This window comes from Kosakonia oryziphila (assembly GCF_900094795.1).
In the GTDB taxonomy this organism is placed as follows: Bacteria; Pseudomonadota; Gammaproteobacteria; order Enterobacterales; family Enterobacteriaceae; genus Kosakonia; species Kosakonia oryziphila.
In genome coordinates this window covers 1-11,778 of sequence record NZ_FMBC01000009.1, presented here as the reverse complement: position 1 = coordinate 11,778, position 11,778 = coordinate 1, and the positions used below count along the sequence as shown (strand labels likewise).

Sequence of the window (11,778 nt, the reverse complement as noted above, 5' to 3'; positions counted from 1 at the left end):
ACTCTCTTAATACGTCGCCAGTAAGGAGACGAACGCTAAAAAGGCAACGCCGAACCCGGCCCAGGTGACGCGTGACGTGGCAGCAAAGCGCAGGCGCGCCATGCTGTTTTCAAACAGGGCAATCACCAGTACGCCGACAATTAATTTCACCAACGCCACCACCAACGCCAGCAGCAGACCTGCCGCGCTAAAGCTGCTCATCTGCCCCCACGGCAGAAAAACGCCGACGAACATTTGCAGCACCACCAGTTGTTTTAAGCTGATACCCCACTTCAGCAACGCAAAGCCGCTGCCGCTGTACTCCGACAGCGGCCCTTCCTGCAACTCCTGCTCTGCTTCCGCAAGATCAAACGGCAGTTTGCCCATCTCAATAAAGGTGGCGAACGCGCAGGCGCATAGCGCCAGAAACAGCGGGAGTGAGTCCTTACCTGGCCAGTGGTAAACGGTGTCGGTGATATGACTGATATGGGTGGAACCCGCTACCAGCGCTGCCACCCACAAACCGAGCAGCAAAATCGGTTCGACCAGCACACCCAGCATCGCTTCGCGGCTGGCGCCGATGCCGGTAAACGGGCTACCGGTATCCAGCCCGGCAATGGCAAAGAAGAAACGGGCAATGGCGAACAGATAGATCAGGGTGATCACATCGCCCAGCAAAGGCAGCGGCGAGTTAATGGTGACCACTGGCAAAGCCGTCGCAATGGTCAGCATCACACCTGCCATCACAAACGGCATCAGGCGAAACACCCAACCGGACGCCGCAGGGGCAATACTCTGGCGACCCAGCAATTTGAACAGGTCGCGGTACTCTTGCAGCACGCCGGGGCCACGGCGATTGTGCAGCCGGGCGCGCGCCACACGGCTGATACCGGATAGCAGCGGCGCAAAAGCAAACAGCACCAGCGCCTGCAATAACGCATACAGAAAACTCATCATCAGGCTCCTTTGGAAATCACCACCACCACCAGCACCGCCAACTCAATTAGCGCTAGCCGACGAAACAACAATGGGGCCGCGTCGGTACGCCAACCGGGCAGAATCAGCGTAGGTTCCAGCCATTTGCGCAGCTTTAACACCGGGGCAAATGCGACTTTTACCGGCATGGCAAAGCCGTGGGCGGTGATCACCATTACATCTTCATGGTCATAGCCACAAACCCAGGCACTTCCACGGCGGCGGGATGGCAGACGATCGCCTTTAAACAGCACCATCAGCAGCAACGGTAGCAGAGGCATGGCAATCAGCAGCAGCGTGATCATCGGTTGCGACACCACCGTGTTCGCGGTGTGCAGCGGCAGCGGTACGGCGGCATACAGACGCGGCAACAGCCACGGCGCAGCAACACCACCGACCACGCAGCAGAGCGCCAGTATGGCCACGCTCGCGGTCATCAGCCAGGGGATGGATTGCGGGTTTTCCGCCTGCGGGGTTCGCGGCGCGCCAAGGAAGGTGACGCCATAAACTTTCGCCATACACATCACCGCCAGCGCGCCAGTTATTGCCAGGCCCACCGCCAGCAGCGGCCCTATCAATTGCAGGATAAAGTGGCCGCTACTGCTCAGACTGAAGAAGGATTGATAAATCACCCATTCACCAGCAAAACCATTGAGCGGCGGCAGCGCTGCCATTGCCATCAGCCCGACCAACATCGCCAGCGAGATAAGTGGCATTTTTTTGCCGATGCCGCCCAGTTTTTCGATATCGCGATAGCCGGTACCAAACCACAGTGCGCCCGCGCCAAGGAACAGCGTGCTCTTAAACAAACTGTGATTGAAAAGGTGATACAGACCGCCAACCAGCCCCAGCGCCATTAGCGCCGGTTGCTGCAACGCCAGCCCGGTTACGCCCGCGCCAAGGCCGAGCAAAATGATGCCGATGTTTTCCAGCGTGTGATAAGCCAGCAGGCGCTGAATATTGTGCTCCATCAGCGCATACAAACCGCCGACAAAGGCAGTGATCATGCCGAATACCAGCAGCACAACACCCCACCACAGCGGCGGCTGGCCACCCAGCAAGGAGAAACTGAGAATGCCGAACAGCCCCACTTTCATCACCACGGTAGAAAAGAGCGCGGCGGCTGGTGCTTGTGCGCTGGCGTGTGCCTGTGGCGCCCAGGCGTGCAACGGAATTATCCCCGCCAGCAGACCAAAGCCAATCACCCCCAGCAGCCAGATGCCGTTGCTCAGCGGTTGTCCGCTAAGCTGAACAAAATCGAGTGTGTGATAACGCTGCCAGATAAACCAGCAGGCCAGTACCAGCAGCACAGTGCCAAGACGCCCCATGGCGAACCACAGTTTGCCGGAGGCGCTGCAACCGGTAAGAAACACTGCGCTCAGCGCCATGATTTCACTCATTACTACCAGCTCGCCCAGGTTCGCGGCGCAGACGGCGCACAGCGCGGCGGCCAGCAGTAAATTGATCAATAACCCGTTGGCTTTCACCGCGTCATGGCGGTGCCAGTGGATGTTATAGAGGCTGATAAGCAAGCCGCAGAGACCGAAAGTAATCACCCATACGGCACGTAGCGGCGTAACCAGCAATGGGTACTGCAACAGCGTCAGGCTGCCGGAAACGGCATCTGCGCCCAGCAACGATAACAACCCGGCTGCGGTCGCCATGATACTGCCGATGGCGCCGCCAAGACCGGCCAGCCAGCCACTGAGAATTTTCGCCCGCGTAAAGAGGCACGCCAGCGCAGCAGCGCAGGTAAACACCGCCACCGCGCCGTTGAGCAACGAGAGGATCGTCATTTTGCACTCCGGTTAAGCTGGGTAAACAGCGACAAATCGCCGTAGTCCGTATTCAGGGTCTGCTCGCGTTTGCGACGGCTGGCGCGGGCGATGTCGAGGTTATTGACCAGATGCAGCGCCCTGGTCGGGCACATCCGCACACAGGCCGGGCCTTGTTCATCGAAATGGCAGAGATCGCACTTCACGGCGATAGCCCGTACGCCAGGCACCCAGTCCAGCAGCGTACTGACGCGTGCAGGCGCGGGCGGCGCGGCAGGTGCGAGCGGCGAGTTAACGTTGGCCGGAATATCCAGCGGACGGCTACCGGCAAATTCGATAGCGCCAAATGGGCAGGCAATTGCGCACAATTTGCAGCTTACGCACAGGCTTTCATTTAACTGCACCGCGCCATCAACGCGATTAATAGCGTTTACCGGACACACGCCCGCACAGGGCGCATCTTCACAGTGGTGGCACTGCTGCGGCGCGGATTCATGTTCATTACGCATCACGTGCAGCCGAGGCATCGACTGCAAGCCATGTGTGCGGTGCGTCTCCGCGCAGGCCGCCTCGCAGGTATGGCAGCCGATACAAAGCGCCGGGTCGGCAATTACAAAACGGTTCACCAGCTAATCCTCAGGTGATTCACCCAGTCCGGGCGGTCATTTTTGACGAAATCAGTCGTACGACGTGTCACTTCGACACATCTCGACACCCAAACTCAGGCCAACACAGACGCGTGCGTGCTGCTGGCAAGAAGAGAGGGATTGATGGGGGTATCGTTTTCCAGCGCCGCGTACAGGCTGTCGTAAACCGTGGCGATTTTTTCCAGATAGTGCTCCAGCACTTTTTCGCGATTATGGGTGCTGATAACACGGTCCACTTTGCCATCGCTGGTGAGCTGCGCCTGCGCAATCAAGCGCTTGTCGCTGCCATCTTTATTGGCAATCGCGTATTCGATGGTGTGACCGTTAAAGCCGCCGGTCAGAGAGACGGTGACCGTAAAGTGGCCGAACAACTCGAAACAGAGCTGCTGATCCGGCGCGCAACCTATGGCATGGTGCAGGCGCGCTTTTGACAGCGTGATCCCCTGAACCAGCGCGTTACAGTAACTGCGCCACTCCTCCTGCAATAGATGGTGTCGCCCGGCAATGTAATCTGCCTTTTCGCTAATTTCCCAAATCGTCATGTCTGCTTACCTGATTAATTGAAACAACGGCGGTAAAGCATCATCCATGCCAAAATTTAATGCATTGATTGTTAAAGGAATAAATAAAGATATTTGCTAATTTCGACGTGTCATCTCGACAGGTTCGACATCGTCACAGTGTCAAAATCATTCATGGCACTCTTATTGCATTAAGAACCTATCCCAGTAGGCGTAATTGTTGCCGGTGGTTTGGACACGGACAGCGCGGAAAAACCGGAGCGTACAGGTAGTACGTGAGGATTTTGAGCACTGCCCAGGGCCAAACCAGCAAATAAAATAGCCTAATGAGATAGGTTCTAACGCGGCAACTCATAAGGAGGGATTATGCATGAGATCACTTTGTGCCAGCGGGCGCTGGAAATTATTGAACAACAGGCCACAGCGAACGGCGCGCGTCGGGTAACCGGCGTTTGGTTAAAAGTGGGCGCATTTTCCTGTGTCGAAACCGAAGCTTTAACGTTTTGTTTTGATCTGGTTTGCCGTGGTAGCCTGGCGGAAGGTTGTACACTGCACGTCGAACAACAGCACGCGGAGTGCTGGTGCGAGTCTTGTCGGCAGTACGTCACGCTGCTCACCCAGCGAGTTCGCCGCTGCCCACAATGCCACAGCGACCAGTTGCAGATCGTTGCCGACGATGGAATGCAAATTCAGCGCCTGGAAATTGAGGAGTAAACAATGTGTACAACATGTGGTTGTCAGGACGGTAATCTTTATATCGAGGGTGACGAACATAACCCGCACTCTGCGTTTCGCAGCGCACCGTTCGCCCCTGCTGCGCGCCCTGCGCTAACTATCACCCGTGTCAATACCCGTGAGTTCACCCCAACCCAATCGGGTAGCGGCGATTTGCATTACGGTCATGGGGAAGCTGGCACCCACGCGCCGGGCATGAGCCAGCGCCGGATGCTGGAAGTAGAAATTGACGTACTGGATAAAAATAACCAGATCGCCGCCCGTAACCGCGCCCGCTTTGCCGCCCGCCAGCAACTGGTGCTGAACCTGGTCTCCAGTCCAGGCTCCGGCAAAACCACCCTGCTCACAGAAACCTTGCTGCGCCTGAATGCGCGCGTACCCTGCGCGGTTATTGAAGGGGATCAGCAAACCGTCAATGACGCCGCGCGTATTCGCGCTACCGGCACACCGGCGATTCAGGTGAACACCGGCAAAGGGTGCCACCTGGATGCGCAGATGATTGCCGATGCTGCGCCGCGTCTGCCGCTCGACGATCGCGGCATTCTGTTTATTGAAAACGTCGGTAACCTGGTGTGCCCGGCGAGCTTCGATCTGGGCGAACGCCATAAAGTAGCGGTATTGTCAGTAACCGAAGGGGAAGACAAACCGCTGAAATATCCGCACATGTTCGCCGCCGCCTCGCTGATGCTGCTGAATAAAGTGGATCTGCTGCCATATCTCAATTTCGATGTCGAGCGCTGCATCGCTTATGCCCGTGAAGTGAACCCGCAGATTGAGATCCTGCTGGTTTCCGCCACCAAAGGCGACGGAATGGACGCCTGGCTCGACTGGCTGGAGACGCAACGATGTGCATAGGCGTACCGGGGCAAATTTGCGCCATTGATGGCCAGCACGCCAAAGTGGACGTTTGCGGCATTCAGCGCGACGTCGATTTAACGCTGGTCGGTAGCCACGATGAACATGGCCAACCGCGTCTCGGCCAGTGGGTGCTGGTGCATGTCGGTTTTGCCATGAGCGTGATCAACGAAGCCGAAGCGCTCGATACTCTGGCGGCGCTGCAAAATATGTTTGATGTCGAGCCGGATGTCGGTGCGCTGCTCTACGGCGAGGAGAAATAATGCGTTTTGTCGACGAATATCGCGCCCCGGAACAGGTGATGCAGCTCATTGCCCATCTGCGCGAACGGGCGTCTCATCTTAGCTATACCGCCGCGCGTCCGTTGCGCATTATGGAAGTGTGCGGCGGCCATACACACGCCATCTTTAAATTCGGCCTCGATCAACTGCTGCCGGAAAACATCGAGTTTATCCACGGGCCGGGCTGCCCGGTGTGTGTATTACCGATGGGGCGCATCGATACCTGCGTGGAGATAGCCAGCCATCCGGAAGTGATCTTCTGCACTTTCGGCGACGCCATTCGTGTGCCGGGGAAAAAGGGGTCACTGTTACAGGCGAAAGCGCGTGGTGCCGATGTACGTATCGTCTATTCACCGATGGATGCGCTGGCGCTGGCGGAAAAAAATCCGCAGCGCAAAGTGGTGTTCTTCGGCCTCGGTTTCGAAACCACCATGCCCGCGACGGCTATTACGCTTCAGCAGGCCAAAACCCGCAACATCAACAATTTCTGGTTTTTCTGCCAGCACATTACGCTGATCCCAACGCTGCGCAGTCTGCTGGAACAGCCGGACAACGGCATTGATGCCTTTCTTGCGCCCGGCCATGTCAGCATGGTGATCGGTACCGACGCGTATACTTTTATTGCCGAAGAATTTCGTCGCCCGCTGGTGGTTGCCGGGTTTGAACCGCTGGATCTGTTGCAGGGCGTGGTGATGCTGGTGGAACAGAAAATCGCCGCACAAAGCCGGGTGGAAAATCAGTACCGCCGCGTCGTACCGGATGAAGGCAACCGACTGGCACAGGCGGCGATTGCCGATGTGTTTGCCGTCTGCGGTGACAGCGAGTGGCGCGGGCTGGGGGTGATCGGCGAATCCGGCGTACATCTGACGCAGGCTTATCAGCAGTTCGATGCTGAAGCACACTTTCGCCCGGCAGTGCAGCAAGTGTATGACGATCCGCGCGCCCGCTGCGGCGATGTGCTGACCGGCCGCTGCAAACCACACCAGTGCCCGCTGTTTGGCAACACCTGCAATCCGCAAAGCGCCTTTGGTGCGCTGATGGTCTCCTCAGAAGGAGCCTGCGCGGCCTGGTATCAGTATCGCGCTCAGGAGTGTGAAGTATGAATGAAGTCCAACTCGCCCACGGCAGCGGCGGCCAGGCGATGCAGCAACTTATCAGCCAGCTCTTTATGGAGGCGTTTGCCAACCCGTGGCTGGCGGAACAGGAAGATCAGGCGCGGCTGGATCTGACTGCGCTGGCCGCCAGCGGCGACAGGCTGGCGTTCTCCACCGACAGTTATGTTATCGATCCGCTGTTCTTTCCTGGCGGCAATATTGGCAAGCTTGCGGTGTGCGGCACCGCCAACGACATCGCCGTCAGCGGCGCGACTCCGCGCTATCTCTCCTGCGGATTTATCCTTGAAGAAGGCCTGCCGATGGCGACGCTGAAAACCGTTGTCGACAGCATGGCCGCCACCGCCCGCGCAGCCGATATCGCGATTGTGACCGGTGATACCAAAGTGGTGCAGCGCGGCGCGGCAGATAAGCTTTTTATTAATACCGCCGGGATTGGCGCGATTCCGCGTTCGATTCACTGGGCGGCGCAGTCGCTGCAACCGGGCGACGTACTGCTGGCAAGCGGCACGCTGGGCGATCATGGCGCAACGATCCTTAATTTGCGCGAAGGGCTGGGGCTGGACGGGGAGTTGTCCAGCGATTGCGCAGTGCTGACGCCGTTAATCGCCACCTTGCACAATCTTCCCGGCGTGAAAGCACTGCGCGATGCTACGCGCGGTGGCGTTAATGCGGTGGTGCATGAGTTTGCCGCTGCCTGTGGCTTCGGTATCGAACTCAACGAATCCATGTTACCGGTGAAACCAGCGGTGCGCGGCGTCTGCGAGTTACTGGGGCTGGAAGCGCTGAACTTTGCCAACGAAGGCAAACTGGTGATTGCCGTACAGCGCGAGGCCGCAGAGCAGGCGCTGTCACGTTTACACGCTCACCCACTTGGTGCAGAGGCGGCAATGATTGGTGAAGTGGTTGAACGTCAGGGCGTACGCCTGGCGGGGCTGTACGGCGTTAAACGCCTGTTGGATTTACCCCACGCGGAACCGTTGCCGCGTATTTGCTAATTTTTTGTTTTTATTTTTTCACACCTGCGAGTGTGTTCCTGGATGAGCAATATGTCGTATACACCGATGAGCGATCTCGGACAACAGGGGTTGTTCGATATCACCCGTGTTTTGTTACAACAGCCGGATATGGCGTCACTCAGCGAAACGCTGGCCCGGCTGACCCGCCAGGCGGCACTCGCAGATAGCGCGGCGATCGTACTGTGGCATGCAGACAGCCACAGCGCCAGCCGCTACGCCGTCAACGCCCCTGCAAACAATGCAATTTATGAGGATCATTTACTGCTGGCCAGTGGGCCGGTCAGGCACATTCTTTCCCACCCGCAGGCACTCTATTGCAGCGAGACCACTTTTGCGGAAACCTGGCCTGCGCTGAAGCAGAACCAGCTCTATCCACCGTTTGCGCACTACTGCTTGCTGCCGCTGGCGGCGGAGGGGCAAATTTTCGGCGGCTGCGAATTTTTTCGCCACGATGGGCAACCGTGGAGCGATAAAGAGAGCGAACGCTTGCACACGCTGGCGCAAATCGTCGCCGTGGTCGTCGAGCAACTCCAGAGCCGTGACAACCAGACGCCGGATTACCAGTTATTATGTCAGGAGCGGGACGATTTCCGCGTTCTGGTGGCCATCACCAATGCGGTGCTCTCGCGGCTGCACATGGACGAGCTGGTCAGCGAGGTGGCAAAAGAGATCCACTACTATTTCGGCATCGATGCCATCAGTCTGGTGCTACGCGGTAGCCGCAAAGGCAAGCTGACTATCTATTCGACGCACTACAAAGATGAACTGAATCCGAAGCATGAGATTCAGGAAGCCGACGAAGAGGGAACGCTGACCGAACGGGTGTTCCGCAGTAAAGAGATGCTGCTGTTGAATCTGCATGAGCGCGACAAACTCGCGCCCTACGAGCGGATGCTGTTTGAAACCTGGGGTAATCAGATCCAGACGTTGTGCCTGCTGCCGCTGATGTCCGGCAAAAATCTGCTTGGCGTACTGAAACTGGCGCAGTGCCAGAAAGAGGTGTTTACCCAGGCAAATCTCAAGCTGCTGCGCCAGATTGCCGAACGCATTGCCATCGCCGTGGATAACGCGCTGGCTTACCAGGAAATTCACCGCCTGAAAGAGCGGCTGGTGGATGAAAACCTGGCGCTGACTGAGCAGCTAAATAATGTCGATAGCGAGTTTGGCGAAATCATTGGCCGCAGTCAGGCGATGTTCAGCGTGCTGAAACAGGTTGAGATGGTGGCGCAAAGCAACAGCACGGTGCTGATCCTCGGCGAAACCGGCACCGGCAAGGAGCTGATTGCCCGCGCGATCCATAATCTCAGCGCTCGCAATAGCCGACGAATGGTGAAGATGAACTGCGCCGCCATGCCCGCCGGGCTGCTGGAAAGCGATCTCTTTGGTCACGAGCGCGGCGCGTTTACCGGTGCCAGCACCCAGCGGATTGGCCGCTTCGAGCTGGCGGATAAAAGCTCGCTGTTTCTCGATGAAGTGGGCGATATGCCGCTGGAGCTGCAACCGAAGCTGCTGCGTGTGTTGCAGGAGCAGGAGTTCGAGCGGCTCGGCAGTAATAAGCTTATCCAGACCGACGTGCGGCTGATCGCCGCCACCAACCGCGATCTGAAACAGATGGTCGCCGATCGCGAGTTCCGCAGCGATCTTTACTACCGGCTCAATGTCTTCCCGATTCATCTGCCGCCGCTGCGCGAACGGCCGGAAGACATTCCGCTGCTGGTGAAAGCCTTCACCTTTAAAATTGCTCGCAAAATGGGCCGTTGTATCGACAGTATTCCGGCGGAAACGTTACGCGTGCTGAGTGCCATGGAGTGGCCGGGCAATGTGCGCGAGCTGGAGAATGTCATCGAACGGGCGGTGCTGCTGACGCACGGCAATGTGTTGCAACTTTCGCTGCCGGAAATCACCGTTCCGTCTCAGCCGGTAGCGGAGCCTGCTGAAGTGGCACGCGAAGGCGAAGATGAGTATCAGTTGATTGTTCGCGTGCTGCGCGAAACCAATGGTGTGGTCGCCGGGCCAAAAGGCGCAGCGCAGCGGCTGGGGCTTAAACGCACCACTCTGCTTTCGCGCATGAAACGTTTAGGTATTAATAAAGATGCACTATGTTAAGCTGAAAAAACACTCAACATATCCATGCGTATTTGTGGAATGTTTCCGGCGTTTTGGGAATATTGTGGAATGGTTTCGTTCACCTGAAGAACGGCATTTTTGGAAGGATCGTGGAATGGTTCCGTTCACCAGAACAACGGGGTTTTTGGAATATCGTGGAAAGGTTCCGTTCACCAGGCGTGCAGGAGTTCCTGTAAACCATTATGCAGTGAACGGGATAAGGGGAGCTACCGCGCTCCCCTTATCAATCCCCGCGGCCCCGCGGGAAATCGGTGCTGCGCACTACGCTCATCTCCCAAGTGCCCGACCGCGGTCGGCTCAACTCGACGTCGTGTCTCGGTTCGCCTCTGGCCGCCATCCCTGGCGTCCAGCCCTTGTCATCTGCCCTCCGGTTCGCCGATTTCAGCGGGGACTCAACTTCTCGCTTCAGCCTTTTTGTTCGTTGTGGGAAACGGTGTCGCTGCCGGGCATGTTGGGAATATTGGGAATATTGTGGAATTATTCCGTTCACCAGAAGGCTGGCAGATACTTACGCTTTATCTCCCGTGAACGGGATAAGGGGAGCTACCGCGCTCCCCTTATCAATCCCCGCGGCCCCGCGGGAAATCGGTGCTGCGCACTACGCTCATCTCCCAAGTGCCCGACCGCGGTCGGCTCAACTCGACGTCGTGTCTCGGTTCGCCTCTGGCCGCCATCCTTGGCGTCCAGACCTTGTCGTTCACTCTTCGATTCGCCGATTTCAGCGGGGACTCAACTTCTCGCTTTAGCACCTTTATCCATACATAAGCCGGTATCGCTGTAAGAACAGAACAAAACAGAGGGAACCATTTCAGAGTTCGATAATCGTGTCACCCTGTTTTAACCAGCGCGGTGCTTTCATTGTATCGGCAAAAAAATCGACCAGCCTGTAGAGCAAATCCCGCACGACGCTTTCAGGTTCAGGCGCGAGCGTGCCGCTCATCAGCAGTTGTGTCAGCGTCTGACAGTAGCCACATAGTTGGTCGGCTTCTGGCTCAAATAGCGGGAAACGACCAGGAAAATGCTCAACAGTCAGACTGGCTTTTAAATATTCCGGAACAGGATCGAGAAGCGTAGGTTGCAGTAGGTTAAGACAGGCAGAAAGCCTGCCGCAGAGCGCCATTTTCTGTTGTGGATCGTCGCATTCCGCCAGCGCTTCGGCAAAACGCTCGCAGTTATCCGCAAGCTCGGTGAAATCCGTGCAGTGGCTGAACGGCGAGGTAAATAAGCCGTGAGTCAGGGTTGAGATTGTAGCCATAAGGCAGCCTCCGATAAGTGATAAAAACACCACCACCGGAAATGCTAATTTCACTGGTGGCAGGCTGAACGGAGTTAGCATTACCGGCCTTATCGGAAACCGGCGCACCTTGCGGTGCCCCCGCTCAGCCCACCATTGAGATGAGACAGAACGCTCGACAGTAAAATGTCGCCGATAAGGTTAATCAGGATGCTAAACCCGACGCCTGATTTTGCAGGCGCGGAAAGAACATAGAACTAACACGTACAGGCGGCAAGAGATTATAGCTAACTTGATGAAGGAATTACCATTCCCGGAAGCAGCTTCGCAAAATTAGTGCATAAAGGCATCCAAATTCAGGGTGCCTGCGAGCCAGGCAAGCCCAGTAAGCATTAACGCCACCAGGCATTTTCCTACAGCGACGCCTTTCCTTCGACGAACAAAAAGGCTGAAGCGACGGGGTTGAGTCCCCGCTGAAATCGGCGAACCGGAGGGCAGATGACAAGGGCTGGACGCCA

Annotated in this window: 12 protein-coding genes and 1 pseudogene; 6 read left to right on the top strand and 7 right to left on the bottom strand. The window is 57.0% G+C overall.

What is annotated here, in order from left to right; translation table 11 throughout:
* Positions 1-6 precede the first annotated feature (6 nt).
* From GA0061070_RS05980 to hycA, 4 genes are all read right to left on the bottom strand, one after another.
* A complete protein-coding gene (locus tag GA0061070_RS05980) occupies positions 7-933 on the bottom strand; it encodes a respiratory chain complex I subunit 1 family protein (protein WP_090134513.1) in 927 nt (308 codons plus the stop codon).
* A gap of 2 nt (positions 934-935) precedes the next feature.
* Positions 936-2,750, bottom strand: coding sequence for a formate hydrogenlyase subunit 3 (gene hycC, locus GA0061070_RS05975; protein WP_090134511.1), 1,815 nt, complete (start codon positions 2,748-2,750; stop codon positions 936-938).
* Positions 2,747-3,355, bottom strand: coding sequence for a 4Fe-4S dicluster domain-containing protein (locus GA0061070_RS05970; protein ID WP_090134510.1), 609 nt, complete (start codon positions 3,353-3,355; stop codon positions 2,747-2,749). Before GA0061070_RS05970 ends, hycC begins: the two co-directional genes overlap by 4 nt.
* A gap of 95 nt (positions 3,356-3,450) precedes the next feature.
* Complete coding sequence (hycA, locus tag GA0061070_RS05965) at positions 3,451-3,918, bottom strand: formate hydrogenlyase regulator HycA (protein ID WP_090134508.1); 468 nt, start codon at positions 3,916-3,918, stop codon at positions 3,451-3,453.
* Between the two features lie 345 nt (positions 3,919-4,263).
* On the opposite strand from hycA, the gene hypA reads away from it, so the two are divergent.
* Genes hypA through flhA form a run of 6 tightly spaced genes read left to right on the top strand, consistent with a single transcriptional unit; the run spans position 4,264 to position 10,005 of the window.
* A complete protein-coding gene (hypA, locus tag GA0061070_RS05960; RefSeq protein WP_090134506.1) occupies positions 4,264-4,611 on the top strand; it encodes a hydrogenase maturation nickel metallochaperone HypA in 348 nt (115 codons plus the stop codon).
* Positions 4,612-4,614: 3 nt separating this feature from the next.
* Complete coding sequence (hypB, locus tag GA0061070_RS05955; RefSeq protein WP_090134504.1) at positions 4,615-5,487, top strand: hydrogenase nickel incorporation protein HypB; 873 nt, start codon at positions 4,615-4,617, stop codon at positions 5,485-5,487.
* Positions 5,478-5,750: a HypC/HybG/HupF family hydrogenase formation chaperone gene (locus GA0061070_RS05950; protein WP_090134502.1), complete on the top strand. Its 273-nt coding sequence runs from the start codon at positions 5,478-5,480 to the stop codon at positions 5,748-5,750. Before hypB ends, GA0061070_RS05950 begins: the two co-directional genes overlap by 10 nt.
* The gene (gene hypD, locus GA0061070_RS05945; protein WP_090134500.1) at positions 5,750-6,871 is read left to right on the top strand and encodes a hydrogenase formation protein HypD; all 1,122 of its coding nucleotides are present in this window, start codon (positions 5,750-5,752) and stop codon (positions 6,869-6,871) included. The genes GA0061070_RS05950 and hypD overlap by 1 nt, the downstream gene beginning before the upstream one ends.
* Complete coding sequence (gene hypE / locus GA0061070_RS05940; RefSeq protein WP_090134498.1) at positions 6,868-7,878, top strand: hydrogenase expression/formation protein HypE; 1,011 nt, start codon at positions 6,868-6,870, stop codon at positions 7,876-7,878. The genes hypD and hypE overlap by 4 nt, the downstream gene beginning before the upstream one ends.
* A gap of 51 nt (positions 7,879-7,929) precedes the next feature.
* Positions 7,930-10,005: a formate hydrogenlyase transcriptional activator FlhA gene (flhA, locus tag GA0061070_RS05935; protein WP_090134496.1), complete on the top strand. Its 2,076-nt coding sequence runs from the start codon at positions 7,930-7,932 to the stop codon at positions 10,003-10,005.
* Between the two features lie 829 nt (positions 10,006-10,834).
* On the opposite strand, the gene GA0061070_RS05930 is transcribed toward flhA, so the two are convergent.
* The 3 genes and pseudogenes from GA0061070_RS05930 to GA0061070_RS25315 all read right to left on the bottom strand — a co-directional run.
* The gene (locus tag GA0061070_RS05930) at positions 10,835-11,281 is read right to left on the bottom strand and encodes a hypothetical protein (protein WP_090134681.1); all 447 of its coding nucleotides are present in this window, start codon (positions 11,279-11,281) and stop codon (positions 10,835-10,837) included.
* A pseudogene (locus GA0061070_RS25105) lies at positions 11,199-11,393 on the bottom strand (hypothetical protein); the annotation flags it as partial. The gene GA0061070_RS05930 and the pseudogene GA0061070_RS25105, both read right to left, overlap by 83 nt.
* 200 nt (positions 11,394-11,593) lie before the next feature.
* A partial coding sequence (locus tag GA0061070_RS25315; protein ID WP_208598154.1) for a hypothetical protein occupies positions 11,594-11,778 on the bottom strand: 185 nt, incomplete at its 5' end.